This window comes from Catenibacterium sp. CAG:290, from assembly GCF_000437715.1.
GTDB lineage: Bacteria > Bacillota_I > Bacilli_A > Erysipelotrichales > Coprobacillaceae > Catenibacterium > Catenibacterium mitsuoka_A.
This window is the reverse complement of sequence record NZ_FR898816.1, coordinates 4,136-28,996: the sequence shown is the minus strand read 5'-3', so window position 1 is coordinate 28,996 and position 24,861 is coordinate 4,136. Positions and strand designations below refer to the sequence as shown.

Annotated in this window: 22 protein-coding genes and 1 other annotated feature; all 22 genes read left to right on the top strand. The window is 36.6% G+C overall.

Going from position 1 to position 24,861, the window contains the following annotated elements:
• Positions 1-36 precede the first annotated feature (36 nt).
• Positions 37-357 (top strand): hypothetical protein, encoded by a 321-nt coding sequence (locus QVO42_RS05930; protein WP_022425232.1) that lies wholly within the window; start codon positions 37-39, stop codon positions 355-357.
• 243 nt (positions 358-600) lie between these two features.
• A complete protein-coding gene (gene cysS, locus QVO42_RS05925) occupies positions 601-1,944 on the top strand; it encodes a cysteine--tRNA ligase (RefSeq protein WP_022425231.1) in 1,344 nt (447 codons plus the stop codon).
• Positions 1,944-2,342 (top strand): Mini-ribonuclease 3, encoded by a 399-nt coding sequence (locus QVO42_RS05920; protein ID WP_022425230.1) that lies wholly within the window; start codon positions 1,944-1,946, stop codon positions 2,340-2,342. Before cysS ends, QVO42_RS05920 begins: the two co-directional genes overlap by 1 nt.
• On the top strand, positions 2,339-3,064 hold the full coding sequence (gene rlmB, locus QVO42_RS05915; RefSeq protein ID WP_022425229.1) for a 23S rRNA (guanosine(2251)-2'-O)-methyltransferase RlmB: 726 nt from the start codon (positions 2,339-2,341) through the stop codon (positions 3,062-3,064). The genes QVO42_RS05920 and rlmB overlap by 4 nt, the downstream gene beginning before the upstream one ends.
• 14 nt (positions 3,065-3,078) lie before the next feature.
• Positions 3,079-3,705, top strand: a complete 627-nt coding sequence (locus QVO42_RS05910) for a sigma-70 family RNA polymerase sigma factor (RefSeq protein WP_022425228.1) — start codon at positions 3,079-3,081, stop codon at positions 3,703-3,705.
• Between the two features lie 48 nt (positions 3,706-3,753).
• Positions 3,754-3,903, top strand: coding sequence for a 50S ribosomal protein L33 (gene rpmG, locus QVO42_RS05905; protein WP_006505734.1), 150 nt, complete (start codon positions 3,754-3,756; stop codon positions 3,901-3,903).
• Positions 3,904-3,916: 13 nt separating this feature from the next.
• Positions 3,917-4,216: a preprotein translocase subunit SecE gene (gene secE, locus QVO42_RS05900; protein WP_022425227.1), complete on the top strand. Its 300-nt coding sequence runs from the start codon at positions 3,917-3,919 to the stop codon at positions 4,214-4,216.
• Between the two features lies 1 nt (position 4,217).
• Positions 4,218-4,817: a transcription termination/antitermination protein NusG gene (gene nusG, locus QVO42_RS05895; RefSeq protein WP_022425226.1), complete on the top strand. Its 600-nt coding sequence runs from the start codon at positions 4,218-4,220 to the stop codon at positions 4,815-4,817.
• Between the two features lie 77 nt (positions 4,818-4,894).
• Positions 4,895-5,599: an ABC transporter ATP-binding protein gene (locus tag QVO42_RS05890; RefSeq protein WP_022425225.1), complete on the top strand. Its 705-nt coding sequence runs from the start codon at positions 4,895-4,897 to the stop codon at positions 5,597-5,599.
• Positions 5,593-8,637, top strand: coding sequence for an FtsX-like permease family protein (locus QVO42_RS05885; protein ID WP_022425224.1), 3,045 nt, complete (start codon positions 5,593-5,595; stop codon positions 8,635-8,637). Before QVO42_RS05890 ends, QVO42_RS05885 begins: the two co-directional genes overlap by 7 nt.
• A 129-nt stretch (positions 8,638-8,766) precedes the next feature.
• The gene (rplK, locus tag QVO42_RS05880; RefSeq protein WP_217747232.1) at positions 8,767-9,210 is read left to right on the top strand and encodes a 50S ribosomal protein L11; all 444 of its coding nucleotides are present in this window, start codon (positions 8,767-8,769) and stop codon (positions 9,208-9,210) included.
• An 81-nt stretch (positions 9,211-9,291) separates the two neighbouring features.
• A complete protein-coding gene (rplA, locus tag QVO42_RS05875) occupies positions 9,292-9,972 on the top strand; it encodes a 50S ribosomal protein L1 (protein WP_022425222.1) in 681 nt (226 codons plus the stop codon).
• A gap of 5 nt (positions 9,973-9,977) precedes the next feature.
• Positions 9,978-10,098 (top strand) — a sequence feature (ribosomal protein L10 leader region).
• A gap of 37 nt (positions 10,099-10,135) precedes the next feature.
• Positions 10,136-10,678, top strand: a complete 543-nt coding sequence (gene rplJ, locus QVO42_RS05870; protein WP_022425221.1) for a 50S ribosomal protein L10 — start codon at positions 10,136-10,138, stop codon at positions 10,676-10,678.
• Between the two features lie 25 nt (positions 10,679-10,703).
• Positions 10,704-11,069 (top strand): 50S ribosomal protein L7/L12, encoded by a 366-nt coding sequence (gene rplL, locus QVO42_RS05865; RefSeq protein WP_006505726.1) that lies wholly within the window; start codon positions 10,704-10,706, stop codon positions 11,067-11,069.
• Between the two features lie 61 nt (positions 11,070-11,130).
• Positions 11,131-11,718, top strand: a complete 588-nt coding sequence (locus QVO42_RS05860) for a class I SAM-dependent methyltransferase (protein ID WP_022425220.1) — start codon at positions 11,131-11,133, stop codon at positions 11,716-11,718.
• 154 nt (positions 11,719-11,872) lie between these two features.
• Complete coding sequence (rpoB, locus tag QVO42_RS05855) at positions 11,873-15,652, top strand: DNA-directed RNA polymerase subunit beta (RefSeq protein ID WP_022425219.1); 3,780 nt, start codon at positions 11,873-11,875, stop codon at positions 15,650-15,652.
• A complete protein-coding gene (gene rpoC / locus QVO42_RS05850) occupies positions 15,652-19,365 on the top strand; it encodes a DNA-directed RNA polymerase subunit beta' (RefSeq protein WP_022425218.1) in 3,714 nt (1,237 codons plus the stop codon). The genes rpoB and rpoC overlap by 1 nt, the downstream gene beginning before the upstream one ends.
• A 59-nt stretch (positions 19,366-19,424) precedes the next feature.
• Entirely contained in the window at positions 19,425-20,129 is a 705-nt protein-coding gene (locus QVO42_RS05845; protein ID WP_022425217.1) for an SDR family oxidoreductase, read from the top strand.
• 354 nt (positions 20,130-20,483) lie between these two features.
• The gene (rpsL, locus tag QVO42_RS05840) at positions 20,484-20,897 is read left to right on the top strand and encodes a 30S ribosomal protein S12 (RefSeq protein WP_022425216.1); all 414 of its coding nucleotides are present in this window, start codon (positions 20,484-20,486) and stop codon (positions 20,895-20,897) included.
• Positions 20,898-20,936: 39 nt separating this feature from the next.
• Positions 20,937-21,407, top strand: a complete 471-nt coding sequence (gene rpsG / locus QVO42_RS05835) for a 30S ribosomal protein S7 (RefSeq protein ID WP_006505720.1) — start codon at positions 20,937-20,939, stop codon at positions 21,405-21,407.
• A gap of 49 nt (positions 21,408-21,456) precedes the next feature.
• A complete protein-coding gene (gene fusA, locus QVO42_RS05830) occupies positions 21,457-23,529 on the top strand; it encodes an elongation factor G (RefSeq protein ID WP_022425215.1) in 2,073 nt (690 codons plus the stop codon).
• 89 nt (positions 23,530-23,618) lie between these two features.
• Positions 23,619-24,803, top strand: a complete 1,185-nt coding sequence (gene tuf / locus QVO42_RS05825) for an elongation factor Tu (protein ID WP_006505718.1) — start codon at positions 23,619-23,621, stop codon at positions 24,801-24,803.
• The last annotated feature ends 58 nt before the right edge of the window (positions 24,804-24,861 follow it).

The following is a 24,861-nucleotide window of genomic DNA, read 5'->3' as shown; positions in this document are numbered from 1 at the left end:
GAGTTTCCTCCATCTTTTTGCTTAGGAGATGATATTATGAGTTTGTTAGATAAAGTCAAAGAGTTTACTGAAAGTGAAGAAGTACAAAAGGGTATTCAAAGAGTTAAAGAGAATACTGAAGAAATATTAAGTGAAGAGAATATTAATAAATGTGTTGATCGTGCAAAAGAAGCAGCACATACTGTTTCTGAATCAGAAACATTTCAAAAGGCCAAAGATGGCATTAAAAAAGTGACTGAAACAGAAGAATTCAAGGATGGTATGAATGATTTAAAGGACTTTGGAGCAAAAGGTTTGTCTCTTACATCTAAAGGTTTAGATAAGTTATCAAAAAAATTAAGTGATACAAAGAAATAAGAACGGCGTTTGTCTTGAAGAATAGACGATAATTTGATATAGTGAAGTAAATTATAGATGAGAATGAATAGAACAAGAAGCTTACAGCGAGGATGAAGTGGTGAAAGCATCTAGTGGGAGGTTCTAGGATGCACCCATCTGAGTCTTTTTGAAAGAAAGAACGTTTGACTTGCGTTAAGAGTGAAAAGCTATGGTAAGGTGGATCGTCTTTATCATGAGCTTTTTTTATTTGAGGAGGATGTTATGAGACTATTTAACACATTAACAAACAAAAAAGAAGAATTTAAGCCAATTGAAGAAGGTAAAGTTTCTATCTATATTTGTGGTCCTACAGTTTATAACCATGCTCATATTGGAAATACACGCCCAATGATCGTATTTGATGTATTAAGACGTACTTTTGAATATCTAGGTAATGATGTGACTTTTGTATCTAACTATACAGATGTAGATGATAAGATCATCAAAGCTGCTAAAGCAGAAGGTATTACAGAAAAAGAATTAACTGATAAATATATCAAAGCATATGAAGATGTCAGAGCAGTATTAAATATTGAAGATCCTACATATAAACCAAGAGTCACTGAAACTATGCCTGAAATCATTGATTTCATCCAGGCATTAATTGATAAGGGTTATGCTTATGAAGTAGATGGAGATGTTTATTTCCGTGTTACTAAGGTTAAAGAATATGGTATGTTATCAGGTATTAAGGTAGAAGATTTAATTGCGGGGGCAAGTGATCGTACTCTTTCTGTTGATGACAAAAAGAAAGAAAGTACAACTGACTTCGCATTGTGGAAAAAGACAGATGAAGGTATTCAGTTTGATACACCTTGGTCAAAAGGTAGACCAGGATGGCATACTGAGTGTGTTGTCATGATTAATAAGCTATTCAAGGATGGTAAGATTGATATCCATGGTGGAGGACAGGATTTAAAGTTCCCTCATCATGAAAATGAAATTGCTCAATCTATGGCTTATAATGGACATCCTATCGCCAACTATTGGATGCATAACCAGATGATCAATATCGATGGTGAGAAGATGTCTAAGTCTTTAGGCAATGTATTATGGGCTAAAGATTTAATTGTAGAATTTGGATGCAATGTATTCAAATGGTTGATGTTATCTACTCACTATCGTAATCCATTAAATATGACTGATGATGTTATTGCAGGTGTACGTAAAGAAGTATCTAAAGTAGAAAATGCGACTAAGAATGCGTCTTTATATTTACAGGTGAACCATGTTCCTGCTCATGATTATAAGAAGGAAACTGTGGATGCTATGGTCAATGCATTAGAAGATGATTTAAATACATCTCTCGCATTAACACAAGTATTAGATCAGGTAAAAGTATTGAATCAGGTGATGCGTGTGAGAGAAAAAGACAATGATGTCATTGCGACTGAATATGCAACTCTTGTCAAGATGGGTGACGTTTTAGGCTTCTTATTTGAAGGTACTAAATTATCTGAAGAAGATATCACTTTATATGAACAATGGAATGCTTATAAGAAAGAAAAGAACTTTGATGAAGCAGACCGTGTTAGAAAAGAATTAACTGAAAGAGGCATTCTCTAATGCGTCCAGAGTTAATGAATGCGCTCGCTGTTGCTTATTTAGGTGATGCAGTCTTTGAAGTATATGTCCGTGAATATTTACTCACAGAGAAGGGAATTATGAAGCCTCATGAATTACAGAGAGCTTCTATCAAGTATGTCAGTGCTTATGCCCATGCAGGTTTTATGAAATATGCCCTTTCTCGAAATTTCTTCACAGAAGAAGAAGTGCGTTTATTTAAGCGTGGACGTAACTGCAAAGGACATTCAGTTAAGAATAAATCAGTTGTTGTTCATAACCAGTCTTCTGGTTTTGAATCAATGGTTGGACATCTTTATCTCACTAAGCAGACAGAAAGATTAGATGAAATATTTGAATTATTTAAGAAATATGTGGAAGAAGAGGAAGTGACAAAGTGAAAGAATGGATTTATGGTAAAAACACCGTCAAAGAACTATTAACAGGACCTAGACAGATTTATGAAGTTATGATTCAGAACCAGTCAAAGAATGATGATATTGTGAAGTTGTGTCGCAAGAATAATATAAAAATGAGGATGACGGATAAAAATGGCTTTATTAAACTTGTAGGGAATGTAAACCATCAAGGTGTAATGGCTTTAATTGATGGTTATGACTATACACCTTTAGAAGATATTGTACGTAACATTCCAGAAGGAAAACAGCCACTCTTATTAATGCTTGATGGTATGGAAGATCCTCACAACCTAGGGGCTATTATTCGTACATGTGATGCAATTGGTGTAGATGGTGTTATTATTGGTAAGAAGCGTTCTGTTGGTTTAAATGCGACAGTCGCAAAGGTATCAACTGGCGCTATTGACCATGTTCCTGTGGCTCAGGTAACAAACTTATCTCGTACTTTAGATTCTTTAAAGAAAGAAGGATTCTGGGTAGTAGGTTGTGAATTAGATAACTCTACAGATTACCGTGCTGTAGATTACAATATGCCACTCGTTCTTGTGATTGGATCAGAAGGATTTGGTATTTCTCGTTTAGTAAAAGAACATTGTGATATGAATGTCATTCTACCAATGGTAGGTCATGTCAATTCACTCAATGCCTCTGTAGCGACTGCCGTATTACTTTATCAGGTATATAACTCACGTCATCCTCTCTAAGAGGAGGATGATCTATGGATGATCGTACATTAAAGGAACTGATTTATTTAGCAAGATCTAATGATCCTGTCGCATTACAATATCTTTATAGTTATTATGATGCTTTAGTCAAAGCAGTGATGAGAAAGATGAAGTATATCTCATCTATGTCTCTAGAAGCACAGGACTTGTTGCAGGTAGGATTGATTACCTTCGATAAAGTATTCTGGAGCTATCGTGATGACTTGGATACTACATTTGATGTATATGCGAAAAGCTGTATTATTAAAAAGATGCAATCATTACTCAAGAAACAATATACTTTCTTTACTCGTTATGAAAAGAAATCTGTTTCTCTAGATAAGATTGTGAACTATGAAGATTCACGCACTTATGGTGAATTGATTGCAGATCAAAAAGTGGATTACTCTCCACAAAAAGCACAGAATCTAGAAAAAATCTGGGAACTTATTTATGCGATTATCCAGAATGAGACATCAGAAAGAGATCAAAAGATCTTTCATCTTGTTTTATTAGGATATCCTGAAAAAGAGGTGGCACTGATGCTTAATATTTCAATAAAGTGTGTTTATAACAGTGTTTATCGTGTAATGACTAAATTAAGAGCACATCCATTAGGGGAGTTCTTAATTATCAATTGACGATATTGTGTATTTATGATAAATTAATTTAGGTTAAGGAGTGATAAGATGAGAGAAAAGGTAATCTTAGTATGCACGGAATGCTTATCACGTAATTATTCAGTTTATAAGAATAACAGAACAAATGTAAAACGTTTAGAATTACGTAAGTACTGCAAGAAATGCGGTAAGCATACGATACATAGAGAATCGAAATAAGGAGGCTGCATCCATGGATGATAAGGCTAGAAAAGAAAAGCTTAAGCAGGAACGCAAGGAGCTTAGAAAAGCAAAGAAATTAGAACGTCAAAGACGTTTAGAAGAACAAGAAGATAAGAATCCATTAAAATTTAAAGAATGGTTTTCTCTAAAAGGTATTCGTCAGGAAATTAAAAATGTTCATTGGTTAACAAAGAAAGAATTAGCTCGTGATGCATTTGTAGTACTTGCATTTACAGTAATTCTAGGTGTTTATTTCTATGGCGCAGATGCATTAATTGCATTAATTTTAAAGACATTGGGGTTAAGTTAATATGGCAGAAGAATTAGAAACTAAAGTAGAAAATACTGAAGAAACTCATGATTCCAATAATGAAGGAAGACAGTGGTATGTTGTTAATACATATTCAGGTCATGAAAATAAAGTAAAAGAAAATCTTGAAAAACGTGTTGAATCAATGGGACTTCAGAATATCCTTTTCAATATTGTGATTCCAGAACATGTTGAAACAGAAATCAAGAACGGTAAGAAAGTGAACAAGACAGTAAATATGTTCCCTGGTTATGTTCTTGTAGAAATGATCATGACTGATGAAGCTTGGTATATTGTTCGTAATACACCAGGTGTTACAGGATTCATCGGATCATCTGGTGGAGGGGCTAAACCTTTCCCAGTAAATAAGAGAGAATTAGATCCAATCTTAAAGTCAATGGGTGTACAGACTACAGCTGTAGAAATTGATTTTGGTGTAGGTGACTATGTAGAAGTTCTTGCTGGACCATTTGCAGCTAAGAGTGGTAAAGTAGAATCTATCGATAAAGAAAAAGAAACAGCAACAGTACTTGTTGATTTCTTAGGTAACCTTACTCCTATTGATTTGGAATTAATTCAGCTTAAGAAGATCGAAGAATAGACGTGCTTATGCATGTCTTTTTTTGTGCTTGAAGATAAAAATGGTATCACTTACAATAATAATAGGAGGTTAAATGTATGGATGCATTTATTGAACTAAAGAATGTTGTGAAAAGCTATACAATGGGAGATGTCACTATTTATGCAAATAATGGTGTGAATTTTAAAGTAAATAAAGGTGAATTCACAGTTATTGTAGGTGCCTCTGGAGCTGGTAAAACAACTATATTAAATATGCTTGGCGGCATGGATACACCTACAAGTGGCACTATTGTTGTAGATGGGCATAATATTGCGACTTATGATGATAAACAATTAACAGATTATAGAAGAGATGATATTGGCTTTGTATTCCAGTTTTATAATCTTGTACAGAACTTAACAGCATTAGAAAATGTAGAACTTGCTTCTCAGATTTCTAAGGATCCACTCAATTCAGTAGATATTCTAGAACGTGTTGGTCTTGGAGAACGTAAAGATAACTTCCCAGCACAGTTATCAGGTGGAGAACAACAGCGTGTAGCCATAGCCCGTGCTATCGCAAAGAATCCTAAACTATTATTATGTGATGAACCAACAGGTGCACTTGATTATCAAACAGGTAAATCAATTCTTGGTTTATTAAGAAGTATGTGTGATAACTATGGAATGACTGTAATCGTTATTACACATAACTCAGCCCTTGCCCCAATGGCTGATCAAGTTATACATCTTAAGAATGGAAAAGTGGAAAGACAGGAATATAATGAACATCCTGAATCCATCGATAATATTGAATGGTAAAAAAGAAATTCTATTGGAAAACTGTCTTTAAGAACATCAGTCAGTCTAAAGGACGTTTCTTTTCCATCTTCATGATTATATTCTTAGGTGCTGCAGTCTTTTCAGGACTAAGAAATACCCCTTATACAATGGCTTCTAGTGTAGATACATATCTCAATAATCATAATTATGCCGATCTCACTTATATTGCGACACTTGGCTTTTCTGATGAAGATGTCGCAAAGGTAAGAAGCCTTAAGGGTGTGAAGAAGGTTGTCCCATGTTATCAGTTTGATGCATTATTTTCACATAAGGATGGTAAATCAGGTGTCACTGTTTATTCACAGGATCACTATGATCAAAATATGCTGGATCGTCCTGAAATAGTAAAAGGACGTTATCCTAAAAAAGAAGATGAATGTATCATTGATGTCAATTTAGGTAAATACAATTACAAGATTGGTCATACAATTGAACTTTCTAATGATAATGGTATAAAGACATATAAGATTGTAGGTATTGTGAATGATCCACGATATATCAGTAATGTAGACAGAGGAACTAATACACTAGGTGATGGAACCAATAGTGGATTTGTGGAAGTATTAAATGATGGGGCAAGAGAACTTGGTTTAAATAGCAAGGTGGCTCAGTTAAGAAACAATGATCATCTATATACTTCTTTACTTGTCGATGTAGAAGGTGCCCAGAATTATGATTTATTTAGTTCTGATTATGATGACATGATTGAAACAGTAAATACACGTATCAAGAGTACATTATCTGAAGAAATAAGTGATCAATATGATCAACTAACAGGAGACATGCAATCACAGTTAGATGATGCAAAGAAACAATATGAAGAAGGTTATCAGGAATACAAGCGCAATCTAGATTCCTTTAACTCACAGATATCTGAAGGAAAGGTGAAGTTAGCTCAAGCACGTATTCAATTCTATGAACAAAAGAAGGTCTATTTAAAGAAAGCATCACAGGTTACTCAAGCCTCACAGCAGGCTTATAATGAAACTAAGAAAATAGATCAGGAAATCAAAACACTTCAGAACTCTATTAAAGATACTCTAGGTAGTATCAAGGATAAAGAATCAGCAGAGGATGCTTATACAAAGATATTGACTGAGATGAATGAAAGTTTGGGTCAGTTTAATCAGAAACTTCAAGGTGTAGGACAATTACTAGAAGGACGTATACAATTAGAAAAAGCCCAATCACAATTAGATGAAGCAGAAGCAGAACTTAATATCCAGCAAAGTAAACTTGAAGTCACTGAGAATAATGCGAAGCTGCAGCTCAACTCAGCAAAAGAACAGCTAGATCAAGCAAAGGCACAAATAGAACAAGCAGAATCACAATTAAGTCAGATTCCCAAAGGTACTCTATATTCACTTACTAAAAGTGAAAATGTCGGTATTGCGACTTATGAATCCTATAAGCAGGCCATTGCATCTATTGCCCAAGTATTCCCACTCATCTTTTTCTTAGTAGCTGCATTAGTCTCTCTTACAACTATGACACGTATGATAGAAGAACAAAGAGGCTATTGTGGAACACTTCGTGCACTCGGATATAGTAAAAAGGATATTATAATGCAATATATTGTCTATGCTTTTCTAGCAACATTCTTTGCCTGTATCTTAGGTATATTAGTAGGTAATCAGGCATTCCCTCGTATTATCTATTTCTTATTCACATATTTAATGTATGGCATTAATCAATCAGCAGTACTAGTACAGAAATGGTCCATTTCACTTGTAACTATACTTATTTCTGTTGGTGTTACACTACTTGCGACATTAAGTGTCTGTTTACAGGAACTTGTTTCTACACCATCTGTCTTGATGCGTCCTAAAGCACCTAAGGCGGGTAAGAGAATACTCATGGAACGTATACCTTTTATATGGAAACGATTGAATTTCAATCAGAAGGTGACTATGAGAAACTTATTCCGTTATAAGAAACGTTTCTGGATGTCTGTCATTGGTATTGCGGGATGTACAGCCTTAATCATGCTGGGATTTGGTGTTAAAAACAGCTGTTCTAAAATCATTCCTTCACAATATGTAGAAGTATATAAATATGATGCACTTATTAAACTTAATACTAATGTAGAAGATACAAAAAAGATTGAAAATAAGATCAAGCGTCTAGAAGGTATTCATAACTTAACGAGTGCTATGCGTCAAAACATTACAGTACTAGGCAATAGTGAAGATTATTATAGTACGATGATTGTGTATGACAATGCGGATGAAATTAAGAATTTTATTCACTTTAAGGATTATAAAACAAAAAAGAAGATTATCTTAAATGATGAGGGTGTTGTTATCTCACAGAAGCTTGCGGAAAAGCTGAATGTGAAAAAAGGAGAAACTCTTACTTTCTCTCTTAATAATAGTAAATATACAGTCAAGGTGGCAGATATCGTAGAACACTATGTCAATCATCAAGTTTATATGAGTAAGACTTTCTATGAAAATCTGACTGGTATGAAATCATCTGCTTCTATACTTTATGTAGATATGAATACAAACAAATCAAATATCAACGCCTTGAAGAACTATCTTGATCATCATGATATTGGTAGTATGGAACGACTTACTGCTACACTTGATGAATTCCAGCAAAGAATGTCTTCATTGAATATTATTGTTGCCATCTTATCAGGATGTGCTGCCTTACTTTGTTTTATTGTTCTTTATAATTTAACGAATATCAACATTGGTGAACGTAAAGGTGAAATCGCAACAATCAAGGTATTAGGATTCCGCCGTAAAGAATATTGTGACTATATCTTTAGAGAGAATATCATTCTATCTTTGATTGGGGCATCACTTGGTATGTTCTTTGGTTATTTCCTTCATCGATTTGTTGTATTAACGGTAGAAATGGATAATATGTTATTTATTCGTACAATGCCGCTTTATATCTATTTAATTGCGTTTGGTATGACAGTGGGCTTTACGATTATTATCAATCTTGCGATGCGTCATATTCTTGATCAAGTGAATATGGTAGAGTCTTTAAAATCAATTGAGTAAAAAAAGTCAAAAAAAATTAAAAAAGCATTGATTTTTGCTTTGTATTATGTATAATTGGTAATCGACGCATGGCGTCAAATGCGTGGGAGGGCTTCGGCCCAAACGAACCACAGCACGGACAATATTTTAATGGAGGTGTGTACCGTGGCAAATAATGGTAAAAAAGTAGTAAGAATTATGAAGATCCAGTTCCCAGCAGGTGGTGCTAAACCAGGACCAGCTCTAGCAGGTGCAGGAATTCAGATGCCAAAATTCTGTACAGCATTCAACGATCAGACTAAAGATCGTCATGGTGAAACTGTACCAGTAGTTTTGACTGTTTATGAAGACAAGAGCTTTGAGTTCGTATTAAAGACAGCTCCAGCTGCTGAAATGATCAAGAAGGCTTGTGGTATCAAGAAAGCTGCAAGTGATTCAAAGCAGACTGTTGCTACTCTAAGTGCTGACAAGTTAAAGGAAATCGCAGAATACAAAATGCCTGACCTTAACGCTAATGATTTAGAAGCAGCAATGAAAATCGTTGCTGGAACAGCACGTAACATGGGTGTCAAAGTAGAAGGCTTAGACGCTTAATTAATTAGCAATCTGATGGAGTTGAATTCCGTCATTACAGTGGGAGGTCTATCCGTTAAGACCACTTAAGGAGGAAAGAAAATGTCAAAAAAAGGAAAGAAATATGTAGAAGCTGCTAAGCAGATTGAAGCTGGCAAGCTATACTCAATCGAAGAAGCAATTGAATTAGTTAAGAAGACTACTACTGCTAAATTCGATGCAAGTGTTGATGTTGTATTCAAGTTAAATCTTGATACTAGACATGCAGATCAGCAGTTACGTGGAGCTATCGTGCTTCCTAACGGAACTGGTAAAACAAAGAGAGTTTGTGTTATCGCTGAAGGTCCAAAGGCTGAAGAAGCTAAAAACGCTGGTGCTGACGTAGTTGGTGGCCAGGAAATCTTAGATGAAATCGCTAAAGGTTGGTTAGAGTTCGATGTTATGATCGCTACTCCTGATCAGATGCCTAAGCTTGGTAAATTAGGACGTGTTTTAGGTCCTAAGGGATTAATGCCAAACCCTAAGACTGGTACAGTAACTATGGATGTTGCTAAAGCAGTTAATGAATCTAAGGGCGGTAAAGTTAATTATAGAACTGATAAAGATGGTAACGTACATCTTCCAATCGGTCGTGTATCTTTCGACAGCGCTAAGCTAGTTGAAAACTATGAAGCTATCCATGCTTTATTATTAAGAATCAGACCTGCTGCAGTTAAAGGAACTTACGTTAAGAACTGCGTAGTTTCATCTACAATGGGTCCAGCAGTAAAAGTTGCTGCTTAATTATTAATGCCGCAATCAATATACCGTAGACAGTAACTGACGCAAGTCTCAATTTGTTACCGAGGGATATTGTCATGTATGAAAATGACAAACCCCTAGGTAATCTAGGGGTTTTTATATAACGCGTATATTGTTGCAATAAAATTTTTATGGAGGTGTAACAATGGCTAACGAAAAAGTATTAGTCGCTAAACAGGCAGTCATCGACGAAATCGCTGATAAGTTATCTAACGCTCAGTCAGTAGTAGTTGCTGAATACCGTGGCTTAACTGTTGATGAAGTTACTGAACTTCGTCGTGCTTTAAGAGCTGAAAATGTAGAACTTAAAGTTTATAAGAACAAATTAGCTCTTCGTGCTACAGAAGCTTGTGGTAAACAGGAATTAGATGAATTCTTAACTGGTCCAAACGCTATTGCATTTGGTCATGATGACGCTGTTGCTCCAGCTAGAGTACTAGCAAAATTTGCTAAGGATCACGAAGCTCTTGTAATCAAGACTGCAATCGTTGAAGGCAAATTATTGAGCAAAGAAGAAGTTATGGAACTTTCAAAGTTACCAAACAAAGAAGGTATGTTATCAATGTTATTGGCTTGCTTAAAGGCACCAGTATCAAAAGTTGCTAGAGCTGTTAAGGCTGTAGCTGACAAAGAAGCAGACGGATCTGCAGAAGAAGCTGCTCCTGCTGAAGCAGAAGCAGCTGCTTAATATCGAAATAAAGGAGAATATTAAAATGGCAAAGTTAACAACTGATGAAATCTTAGCTTACTTAGAAGAAGCTACAATCTTAGAATTAAACGAATTAGTAAAAGCAATCGAAGAAAAGTTCGACGTTACAGCTGCTGCTCCAGTTGCAGTTGCTGCTGCTGCTGAAGAAGAAGGACCTGCTGCTAACGTAACAGTAATCCTTAAGGAAGTTGGACCTACAAAGGTTAAAGTTATCAAGGCTGTTAGAGAAATCACTGGTTTAGGACTAGTTGATGCTAAGGGCTTAGTTGACAAGGTTCCATCTGAAATCAAGAAAGACGTACCAGCTGAAGAAGGTGCTAAGTTAAAGGAAACTTTAGAAGCTGCTGGTGCTGTTGTTGAATTAAAGTAATTTAATACAAACACAATTATAAAAGCCCTATTTTAGGGCTTTTTTCTTATGAGGAATGAGAATGTCACACTATTATACAAATGATGAAATAGAAAGCAGACCAACGATTATTCACTTCGATTATCAAGGACATTCTATTGAGTTTCATAGTGATCGTGGTGTTTTCTCTAAGGATAGTGTAGATTTCGGTTCAAGAACACTACTTGACACCGTTAATCTAGAAGGTGTAAAATCAGTATTGGATGTTGGGTGTGGATATGGTGCTTTGAGTATCAGCTTAAAGATGGTTTATCCAGATATCGCATTTGATATGGTTGACGTCAATAGACGCGCAATGGAACTTGCTAAACGCACAATTGAAGATTATCATCTTGAAGATATGCATGTATATGAAAGTAATGCATATGAGAATGTAGAGAAGACATTTGATATGATCATCTCTAATCCTCCAATTCGTGCTGGCAAGAGTGTTGTGACTACTATTCTTAAAGAAAGTTATTCACACTTAAATAAGAATGGACGCCTTGTGATTGTCATACAAAAGAAACAGGGTGCACCAAGTGCTAAGAAATGCATGGAAGAAGTCTTTGGAAATGCGGAAGTATTGAAGCGAAATAAAGGCTATTACATAATTCAATCAATTAAATAATGAACTATAGGGAAATTGTATAAATTTCCCTTTTTGGGTTGACACAAAAGTACCCTTGTGCTAGTATACTAAAATGCCTACTCATGTATAAAAGCAGGTCATTTTGACCCTTTTTAGCTTGCAGATAGAGATTAAAAAAGGAGTGGAACGGATTTTGGAAAAGAATGTAAGAACTGCAGAAAGCCGCATTAAGCGACGCAATTATTCTCGTATTAGTGGTTCTTTGAAACTACCTAACCTTGTCGAAATTCAGACAGATTCATTTAAGTGGTTTCAGGAAAAAGGTATAAGAGAAGTATTTGAGGATATTTATCCTATCACAAATTTTAACGACACATTATCATTGGAGTTTGTAGACTGTCGTTTTGATGAGCCTAAATATGATGCAGATGAAAGTAAAGAAAGAGATGCAATCTATGCAGCTCCTTTGCGTGCTACTTTACGTCTTGTAAATAAGAAAACTGGAGAAATCAAGACAAGTGAAGTATTTATGGGTGATTTCCCATTAATGACAGATTCAGGTACATTTGTTGTTAATGGTGCAGAACGTGTTATCGTTTCACAGTTAGTTCGTTCTCCAGGAGCTTATTTTGGTAATGGAACAGACAAGATTGGTAAGACTGTCTTCAATGGACAGGTCATCCCATCTCGTGGTACTTGGTTAGAATTTGAAAATGATGCCAAGGATGTTTTAAATGTTCGTATTGACCGTCAGAAGAAGATTCCAGGTACTATTCTTTTACGTGCTCTAGGACTTTCTTCAAATGAAGATATTATTGAAGTTTTCGGAGAACATCAGTTCCTCTACAATACATTTGAAAAGGATCCAACACATAACACTGATGATGCGTTGATGGAAATTTATAGTAAATTGAGACCAGGTGAACCAGCTACTTTAGATGGTGCTAACTCATTACTATTTGCGCGTTTCTTCGATCCAAAACGTTATGATTTAGCAAAAGCAGGTCGTTTTAAGCTACGTAAGAAATTAAGCTTATTAGATCGTATTGCTGATCGTGTTCTTGCTGAAGATGTTGTTGACGTTGATGGTAACGTTGTAATGACAGAAGGTACTAAGATTACTAAAGATAAATTAGAAATCTTAAAGCCAGTATTTGAAGCAGGTGCACATACAAGAGAAATTAAAACTAACGAAAATATGCATTCTAATCATACTATTCAGGTATTAGATGTATATACAGATGAATCTAAGTCTATCAAGATGAGAGTAATCGGTACTGATCTTTCATTAGATAGTAAGTTTGTCACTATTTCAGACTTTATTGCTGCATATTCTTATATGCTTAACCTTGTTGATATCTATGATTCTCAGGACTTAGCACCTGAAGATAGAGTGTCTTTAATGAGCCGTATTGGTTTATTAGATGATATCGACCATTTAGGTAACAGACGTGTTAGAACTGTTGGTGAATTAGTTCAGAACCAGTTCCGTATCGGTTTATCACGTATGGAAAGAGTAGTTAAGGAAAGAATGTCTTTAGCTGAAGATGATTCTATGACTCCACAGTCATTAACAAACATTCGTCCATTAACTGCTGCAATCAAAGAATTCTTTGCAAGTTCTCAGTTATCTCAGTTCATGGACCAGATTAACCCACTTGCCGAATTAACAAACAAGAGACGTCTTTCTGCCTTAGGTCCTGGTGGTTTATCAAGAGACCGTGCAGGTTATGAAGTACGAGACGTCCATCCATCTCACTATGGTAGAATCTGTCCAATCGAAACACCAGAAGGTCCTAACATCGGGTTGATTTCTACACTTGCATCTTATGCAAAAGTAAATGAATATGGATTTATTGAAACTCCATATCGTAAAGTAAATAACTGCGTTATTGATGAAAATGATATTCGTTATTTAACAGCAGATGAAGAAAAGAATTATATTATTGCTCAGGCAAAAGTTAAGACTGATGAAAATGACCGTATCATTGATGAACAGGTTATTTCACGTCATTTAGGTGAAAACATCATGGCTAAGCCAGAAGAAATCGACTTCATCGATATCTCACCTAAACAGATCGTATCAGTTGCGTCTTCATGTATCCCATTCTTGGAAAACGATGATGCGACTCGTGCCCTTATGGGATGTAACATGCAGAGACAGGCTGTACCTCTATTAAATCCACATGCACCTTATGTAGGAACAGGTATGGAATTCCAGGCTGCAAGAGACTCTGGTGCTGCAGTTGTTGCGAAAGAAGAAGGAACTGTTAAATATGTTGACGCTAAGAAGATCATCGTTGAAGGTGAAAGTGGCGAAAAGACATATAAGTTATTAAAGTTCACTGTATCTAACGCTGGTACATGTATCAACCATCGTCCAATTGTTATGGCTGGTGAACATGTTCTTAAGGGTCAGGTTCTTGCTGATGGACCAGCTATGGAACAGGGTGAATTAGCATTAGGACAGAACGTTCTTGTAGGTTTCATGACATGGAATGGTTATAACTACGAAGATGCTGTCATCATGAATGAAAAGCTTGTAAAAGAAGACTACTATACTTCTATCCACATTCAGGAATATACAATTGAATGTCGTGATACAAAGCTTGGTCCTGAAGAAATTACTAGAGATATCCCTAACGTAGGTGATGATGCTCGTTCTAACTTAGACGAAAACGGTATTATCCGTGTTGGTGCTGAAGTTAAGGAAGGCGATATCTTAGTTGGTAAAGTTACTCCTAAGGGACAGGCAGAATTATCTGCAGAAGAAAAACTATTATTAGCTATCTTTGGTGAAAAATCTAGAGAAGTTAAAGATAACTCATTAAGAGTACCTCATGGTGGTTCTGGTATCGTACATCGTATCAGAGTATTCACTCGTAGAGGTAAAGAAAGAAAGAATGAAAACAAGTATGGTTCAGCAAACTCTCTTGCTTATAAAGAAGTTGAAAGAGATGATTTACAGCCAGGTGTAAACAAGGTTATTAAAGTATATATCGTTCAGAAGCGTAAGATTTCTGAAGGGGATAAGATGTCAGGTAGACACGGTAACAAGGGTGTCATCTCTAAGATCTTACCAACAGAAGATATGCCTCATTTACAGGACGGTACACCACTTGATATCATGCTTAACCCATTAGGGGTACCATCTCGTATGAATATCGGTCAGGTATTAGAATTACACTTAGGTTATGCTGCTAGACAGTTAGGTGGTCAGTATTTCGCTACTCCAGCCTTTGATGGTATCAATTCTAAGGACTTAGAAAATATCATGAAGGAAGCTGGTATGCCAGAAAATGGTAAACAGAGAGTGATCTCTGGTAAAACTGGTGAATATTTCGATAACGAAGTATCAGTTGGTATCATGTACATGATCAAGTTATGTCACATGGTTGATGATAAGTTACATGCAAGATCAGTTGGTCCTTATTCACTTGTTACTCAGCAGCCACTTGGTGGTAAAGCTCAGAACGGTGGTCAGAGATTCGGGGAAATGGAAGTATGGGCACTTGAAGCTTATGGTGCAGCATATACATTACGTGAAATCTTAACAGTTAAGTCAGATGACGTTGTAGGACGTGTTAAGACTTATGAAGCAATTGTTAAGGGACAGAAGTTACCTGAACCAGGATTACCTGAATCATTCAGAGTATTAAAGAAAGAATTACAGGCATTGGCATTAGATATTCGTCTATTAGATGATGAAGGTAATGAAATCAATGTAGGTAATATCGAAGATGAAGATCGTCGTTTCCCTCGTTCATTCGATGCGCCTAAGAAGCCAAAAGAAGATGAAGAAAATGATGATAAAGAAGAAAAAGAAGATGAAGAAGTTGACACTCACGAAGAATTCGTTGCCGAAGGTGAAGATGATATCGTAGAAGACAGCTTCGATGATGATGAAGCTCCAGAATCAGTCGAAGATATTATCGAAGGATTATTTGGAAAAAGCGGTGAGGAGGAAGAATAATGGCAGAGAATAATAATTTTTCAGCAATTCAGATCGGTTTAGCCTCTCCTGAGAAGATTCGTGAATGGTCATATGGCGAAGTCAAAAAACCTGAAACAATCAACTATCGTTCACAGAAGCCTGAAAAAGATGGTTTATTTTGTGAAAGAATCTTTGGTCCAACTAAGGACTGGGAATGTGCTTGTGGTAAATATAAGAAAGTAAGATATAAAGGTGTTGTCTGCGACCGTTGTGGTGTCGAAGTCACTCGTTCTTCAGTAAGAAGAGAAAGAATGGGTCATATCGAATTAGCTACTCCAGTAGCACATATCTGGTATTTAAAGGGAGTTCCATCTCGTATGGGACTCATCCTTGATATGTCACCTAAACAGTTAGAAGAAATCATCTACTTCGTATCTTATGTTGTTACTGATAAAGGTTCTACACCACTTGAATACAAGCAGGTATTATCTGAAAGAGATTACCGTAACTGTGTTGAAAAGTTCGGTGGTCAGTTCCAGGCTAAAATCGGTGCTGAGGCAATCAAAGTATTATTACAGAAGGTTGACTTAGATGCTGAACTTGAAGATGTAGAAGCTCAGTTAAAAGAAGCTCAGGGTCAGAAGAGACAGAAGTTATTAAAGAGACTTGAAGCAATTGATGCATTCAGAAGCTCTAATAACCAGCCAGAATGGATGATCATGGATGTTCTTCCAGTTATTCCACCTGACTTAAGACCAATGCTTCAGCTAGACGGTGGTCGTTTTGCGACAAGTGACTTAAATGACTTATATAGACGTGTTATTACTCGTAACAACCGTTTAAAGAAATTATTAGAATTAGGTACACCTAGTATCATCGTACAGAATGAAAAGCGTATGCTTCAGGAAGCCGTTGATGCTTTAATTGATAATGGTAGACGTTCTAAGCCTATTACAGGTGCTGGAGGAAGAGCATTAAAATCTCTTTCACATACACTTAAAGGTAAACAGGGACGTTTCAGACAGAACTTACTTGGTAAGCGTGTAGACTACTCTGGACGTTCAGTTATCGCTGTAGGACCTACATTAAAGATGTACCAGTGTGGTATCCCAAGAGAAATGGCTGTTAACTTATTTAAGCCATTCGTTATCTCTGGATTAGTAAGAAACGAATTAGCAACTAATATCAAAGCTGCTGAACGTATGATTGATAAGATGGATGATAAGATCTGGCCAATCGTTGAAGATGTTATCAAACATCACCCAGTATTATTAAACCGTGCCCCTACATTACATAGATTAGGTATCCAGGGTTTCGAACCTAAGCTAGTAGAAGGTCGTGCCATCCGTCTTCACCCATTAGCATGTCCAGCATTCAATGCCGACTTCGATGGTGACCAGATGGCCATCCATGCACCTCTTGGTGAAGAAGCAATTCAGGAAGCAAGACAGTTAATGCTTGGTTCTAGAAATATCCTTGGTCCAAAAGATGGTAAACCTATCGTTACTCCATCACAGGACATGGTGCTTGGTAACTATTACTTAACAACAGAAAAAGCTGATCAGATTGGTGAAGGTACAGTATTTGCTGATGTAAATGAAGTATTAATGGCTTATTACAATAAGACTGTTAACTTACATACAAGAATGGCAATCCGTGCTTCAGCATTAAAGAATAAGACATTCACTGAAGAACAGAACAACATGTACTTAGTCACTACAGTAGGTAAGATCATCTTCAACCAGATCTTTGAAGGTGAATTCCCATACTTAAATGATCCAGATAAGGCAAGCTTAAAAGCAACTCCTATGAAATATTTCTTACCTTATGGTACAGATATCAAGGAACATATTAAGAATCAGCCTTTAATCAAGCAGTTCACTAAGAAGACTCTTGGAGCAATCATCGATGAATACTTCAAGATCTGTCCAGTTGATGAAATCCATGTCATGCTTGATAGATTAAAGAATCAGGGATTCTATTATTCAACTATCGCTGGTATTACAGTATCAGCTTACGATATTCAGATTCCTCAGGATAAGTATCACTTATTCGATGATGCTGATGAACATCTTGAAGTCATCAAGAAGTTATACAACAAAGGTAAGTTAACAGAACACGAACGTTATACAGCAGTAATCAAATTATGGAATGACGTTAAAGAAAAAGTTACTGGTATCGTTAAAGAAGAGTTCGAATCTGACCGTGATAACCCAATCTTCATCATGTCAGATTCAGGTGCCCGTGGTAACATCTCTAACTTCACTCAGCTTGTAGGTATGCGTGGATTGATGAGTAACCCTAAGGGTGAAACTATCGAACTTCCTATCAAGTCTGCCCTTCGTGAAGGTTTAACTGCATCAGAATTCTTCATTTCTACACATGGTGCTCGTAAAGGTTCTACAGATACAGCCTTAAAGACTGCCGATTCAGGTTATTTAACAAGACGTCTTGTCGATGTAGCTCAGGAAGTTATTATCACAGAAGATGATTGTCATACTGATAAGGGATTCAAAGTATCTGAATTAATTAATACAGCTGATGGTAACGTCATCGTACCATTAGTAGATAGACTTATTGGTCGTACTTCATTAAAGGATATCGTTGATCCAGCAACTGGTGAAATCATTGTCCATGCAAATGAATTAATGACTGAAAAATCAGCAAAAGCAGTATCTGATGCTGGTATCAAGACTGTTGAAATTAGAAACATCTTCGGATGTAAGTCTAAGAACGGTATCTGTCGTAAGTGCTATGGTCTAAACTTAGCAACTGGTCAGGAAGTATTACTTGGTGAAACAATCGGTATTATGGCTGCACAGTCAATCGGTGAACCAGGTACTCAGCTTACAATGCGTACATTCCACATGGGTGGTGTTGCTGGTGACGCCGATATCACACAGGGTCTTCCTCGTATCCAGGAATTGTTTGAAGCACGTGTTCCAAAGGCTAAGTCTATTATTTCTGAAATCAATGGACATGTTTCATCAATTACAACTCAGGGTGACCATAACAACCAGCGCTCAGAAGTAACTGTCGCAAATGATCTTGAAACTAAGACTTATTTAACACCAATTGGTGCTAAGTTAGCTGTAAAAGAAGGAGATATTGTTGAACCAGGTGATAAGATTACTGAAGGTTCTATCTCTCCAAAAGAATTATTATCTGTTGCCTCTGCAGAAGCTGTAGAAAACTACATCTTAAAAGAAGTACAGCAGGTATATAGATTACAGGGTATCGAAATTTCTGATAAGCATATCGAAATCATCATTCAGCAGATGATGAGAAGAATGAAGATCGTAGAAGGCGGAGATACAGAAGCATTACCAGGATCTCATGTTTCAGTTAAGAACTTCACTGAATTAAACAGACAGGTTCTTAAGGAAGGTAAACATCCAGCTGTAGGTAGACCAATCTTACTTGGTATTACTAAAGCTTCATTAGAAACTGATTCTTGGTTATCAGCTGCATCATTCCAGGAAACTACAAGAATTCTTACTGATGCTGCTATCAGAGGTAAAGTCGATCCACTTAAGGGTCTAAAAGAAAACGTTATTATCGGTAAGTTATTACCAGCAGGTACTGGCTTAAGAGGACCTTTAAAGTCTGACGAAACAATTAAGAGAGAGGAAGAAGAAGCTGCTCAGCAGGCTGAACTTGAAAAATCAAGAGAAGAAGCTGAAAACTTCACTCCTGAATCTACAATGTTTGATGAAGCAGAAGAATTTGTTTCTGCTCACCATGATGCTTAATTAATAAGAAACACTATGGACAAATGTCCATAGTGTTTTCATATATAAGGAGAAATATTATGCAGTTTAAAGACAAAGTAGTTGTTGTGACTGGCGGGGCTCACGGTATAGGACAAGCCATAGCAGAAGATTTTAGAAAAGAAGGGGCTTTAGTAGAAGTTATAGATAAAGCAGAGGGTCATCATTATGTTGGTGATATTGCAGACAAAGAAACATTAGAAGCATTTAGTCATTATGTACTTGAAAAGTATGGACATATTGATTATCTCATAAATAATGCTTTGCCTATAATGAAAGGTATTGATGAATGTAGTTATGAGGAATTTCAATATGCTTTATCTGTAGGAGTCACTGCTCCATTCTATTTAACTAAGCTATTTAAAGAACATTTCAATAAAGATGCTGTAATCGTCAATATTTCGTCTTCTAGAGATCGTATGAGTCAAGCCAATACGGAAAGCTATACTGCCACAAAAGGTGGCATAGCAGCCCTTACACACGCATTAATGATGAGTTTAAGAGGAAAGGTAAGAGTCAATTCTATTTCACCAGGATGGATTGATACTCATGGTAATACATACACCGGTCCTGATGCATATCAGCAGCCAGCAGGAAGAGTAGGTAACCCTCGGGATATTTCATCTATGGTATTGTTTTTATGTTCATCAAAGGCATCATTTATAAATGGTGAGAATATCTGTATAGATGGTGGAATGACTAAACAGATGATCTATCATAAAGATGATGGCTGGTCTCTTAAATAATTGCCCGAATTAATGATGAATTCGTAATGAGAAAAATTAAGGTGTTTATTTTTTGCTTTTTGTGATATATTAATGCTGTTCATAGAAATCTCCTTATAAAGTGTGGTAACTATATAATACGATTTCTATGGACTTTTTTTATACAAAAAAATTGAGAATTCCTTAATTCCAGTTTCATTTTACAATTGAGGTTGACAAAAAAATAAAAAAAAGTTAACAAAAAAAATAAAAAAAGTTGTTGACTAGGACTTTTATTTGTCATATACTGACAAAGGTGTCCGACGAGGGCACATATATAAAAACAAATTTGTGAAACACCCGGAATTGTGTGTTAGAATTAGAAAGGAGAAAATCATGCCTACAATTAACCAATTAGTAAGAAAAGGACGTAGCGAAAAGACTAAAAAGGGTAAGTCTCCAGCTTTAAATAGAGGTTACAACTCATTAGCAAAAAGACCAACTAATGATAATTCACCTCAGAAGCGTGGTGTTTGTACCCGTGTTGCTACAATGACACCAAAGAAGCCTAACTCAGCATTACGTAAATATGCCCGTGTTAGATTATCAAATGGATTAGAAGTTACAGCTTACATTCCTGGTATCGGTCATAACCTTCAGGAACACTCTGTTGTATTAATTCGTGGTGGTCGTGTTAAGGACTTACCAGGGGTTCGTTACCATATTATCCGTGGTACTATGGACTGTGCTGGTGTTAAAGATCGTATGCAGAGCCGCTCATTATACGGAGCTAAAAAGCCTAAGAAATAAATTTTTAAATTAATAAAATAGAGAGAGGAGAATTTGCCGATGTCTAGAAAAGGACGTATTGCGAAAAGAGATGTTTTACCTGATCCAATTTACAATAGTAAAACAATCACTAAGCTTATTAACAACATCATGTTAGATGGTAAAAAAGGTGTTGCTCAGAACATCTTATATGAAGCATTCAAAAAAGTTGAAGAAAAGACTGGAAAGCCAGCTATGGAAGTATTCGACGCAGCTATCAACAACATCATGCCTGTACTTGAATTAAAGGTAAGACGTGTTGGTGGTGCTAACTACCAGGTACCAGTTGAAGTAACACCTGAAAGAAGAATGACTTTAGGTTTAAGATGGTTAACTAACTATTCTCGTTTAAGAAACGAAAATACAATGGTTGATCGTTTAGCTAACGAAATTATCGATGCTTCTAACGGTACAGGTGCTGCTGTTAAGAAGAAAGAAGATACTCATAAAATGGCAGAAGCTAACAAAGCTTTCGCACATTTCCGTTGGTAATATCTTTATTACATAAATTAAAAGAAAAAGTATTTGAAAGGAGAAAATTATGGCTCGTGAATTTCCATTAGAAAAAACACGTAATATCGGTATCATGGCTCACATCGATGCTGGTAAAACAACTACTACTGAACGTGTTCTTTACTATACAGGTAAAATCCATAAAATCGGTGAAACTCATGATGGTGGATCTCAGATGGACTGGATGGTTCAGGAAAAAGAACGTGGTATCACTATCACTTCTGCTGCAACTACAGCTCACTGGAAAGGATATCGTATTAACATCATCGATACACCAGGCCACGTAGACTTCACTGTAGAAGTTGAACGTTCACTACGTGTACTTGATGGTGCCGTTACAGTACTTGACTCTAAAGCAGGTGTAGAACCTCAGACTGAAACAGTTTGGAGACAGGCTACTACTTATGGCGTACCAAGAATTGTTTTCTCAAACAAGATGGACGCTACTGGTGCTGATTTCATCATGTCACTTAACTCATTAAATTCAAGATTAGGTGCTAATGCTGTTGCATTACAGTTACCTATCGGTGCTGAAGATACATTCGAAGGTGTTATCGACTTATTAAAGATGAAAGCTATCTATTTCGATGGTGCTGAAGGTATCGATGTAATCGAAAAAGAAATCCCAGCTGAATATGTTGATCAGGCTGAAGAATATCATCAGACTTTATTAGAAGCTGCTGCTTCATTTGATGATGATTTAATGATGCAGATTCTTGAAGGTGAAGAACCTGCAATCGAAGATGTTAAAGCTGCTATCCGTAAGGGTACAATCGCTGTTGAATTATTCCCAGTTCTTTGTGGTTCTGCTTACAAAGATAAGGGTGTTCAGCCAATGCTTGATGCTGTTGTTGACTACTTACCAGCTCCAACTGACATCCCTGCAATCAAGGGTGTTGACATTGATGGTAACGAAGTTGACCGTCATGCATCTGATGAAGAACCATTCTCAGCTTTAGCATTCAAAGTTATGACTGACCCATTCGTAGGTAAGTTAACTTTCTTCCGTGTATACTCTGGTACTGCAACTGCTGGTTCATATGTATTGAACTCAACAAAAGATAAGAAAGAAAGACTTGGTCGTATCTTATTAATGCACGCTAATACACGTAAAGAAATTGATGAAGTTTATGCTGGTGATATCGCTGCTGCAGTAGGTTTCAAGAACACTACAACTGGTGATACTCTTTGTGCGGAAAACGATTTCGTTATCCTTGAAAAGATGGAATTCCCAGAACCAGTTATCGAATTAGCAATTGAACCTAAGACAAAAGCTGACCAGAACAAACTTGGTGAAGCTTTAGTTAAATTAGCTGAAGAAGACCCAACTTTCAGAACATCTACAAACCCTGAAACTGGTGATACTATCATCGCTGGTATGGGTGAATTACACCTTGATGTCATCGTTGACAGATTAAAGAGAGAATTCCATGTAGAAGCAAACGTTGGTGCTCCTCAGGTTGCTTATAGAGAAACTATTACTCAGGCTGCTGAATGTGAAGGTAAATACATTAAACAGTCTGGTGGTCGTGGTCAGTACGGTCACGTTTGGATCAAGTTCGAACCTAATGAAGGTAAAGGATTTGAATTCGTTGACGCTGTTGTTGGTGGATCAGTTCCAAGAGAATATATCGGTTCTGTAAAAGTTGGTCTTGAAGACGCTTTAGAAACTGGTATGATCGCTGGTTACCCAGTACTTGACGTTAAGGCTACATTATTCGACGGTTCTTACCATGATGTCGATTCATCAGAAATGGCATATAAAGTAGCTGCTTCTATGGCATTAAAAGCTGCTGGTAAGAAGTGTGCTCCAGTAATCCTTGAACCAATCATGAAGGTAGAAGTAACTGCACCTTCTGAATACTTAGGAAGCGTTATGGGTGATATCTCATCTAGACGTGGTATGATCGATGGTCAGGAAGAAAGAGGAAATGCTGTAATGGTTGAAGCTTCTGTACCTCTAGCTGAAATGTTCGGTTATGCAACAGACTTAAGATCATTCACACAGGGTCGTGGTAACTATACAATGCAGTTCGACCGTTATGAACCTGTTCCTAAATCAATCAAGGAAGAAATCATTAAAAAGAACGGCGTAAAATAAGAATAACTATGATTTTTATTGCAATTCTCAATAAAATCTATTAAAATAGTTATGTAAAATTTTAGAATTATATAGGAGGATAACCTTAAATGGCTAAGGAAAAATTTAACCGTGAGAAAACTCACGTAAATATTGGTACTATCGGTCACGTTGACCATGGTAAAACTACTTTAACAGCTGCTATCACTACTGTATTAGCTAGTGAAGGTCAGGCTAAAGCTATGGACTATGCTGCAATCGATGCTGCTCCAGAAGAAAAAGAACGTGGTATCACAATCAACACTGCACACGTTGAATATGAAACTGCTCATCGTCACTATGCACACGTTGACTGTCCAGGCCATGCTGACTACATCAAGAACATGATCACTGGTGCTGCTCAGATGGATGGTGCTATCTTAGTAGTAGCTGCAACTGATGGACCTATGCCTCAGACAAGAGAACATATCTTATTATCTCGTCAGGTTGGTGTTCCATACATCATCGTATTCTTAAATAAGTGCGATATGGTTGATGACGAAGAATTAATCGACTTAGTAGAAATGGAAGTTCGTGATTTATTATCTGAATACGACTATCCAGGAGATGACACTCCAATCATCCGTGGTTCTGCATTAAAGGCTCTTGAAGGTGATCCACAGTGGACTCCTGCAATCCATGAATTATTAGACACTATGGATTCTTATATCCCAGATCCAGCTCGTGAAACTGATAAGCCATTCTTAATGCCAGTTGAAGACGTATTCACAATCACTGGTCGTGGTACAGTTGCTACTGGTAGAGTTGAACGTGGTCAATTAAACCTTAACGATGAACTTGAAATCATTGGTATCCATGAAACTCAGAAGACTGTTGCTACAGGTATCGAAATGTTCAGAAAGTTACTTGACTACGCTCTAGCTGGTGATAACATTGGTGTTCTTTTAAGAGGTATCAACAGAGACCAGATCGAAAGAGGTCAGGTATTAGCTAAACCTGGTTCAGTACATCCACATAAGAAATTCAACGCTCATGTTTATGTATTAACTAAGGATGAAGGTGGACGTCATACTCCATTCTTCGGTAACTATAGACCACAGTTCTATTTCAGAACTACTGATATCACTGGTGTTATTGAATTACCAGAAGGAACTGAAATGGTTATGCCAGGCGATAACGTAGAATTCACTGTAGAATTAATTCACCCAATCGCTATCGAAAACGGTACTAAGTTCTCTATCCGTGAAGGTGGACGTACTGTAGGTGCTGGTAACGTAACTGAAATCATTGAATAATTTTAGTTCATTAGACTGTTGACTTATGTCAGCAGTCTTTTTTTTATATTCTTTAAAA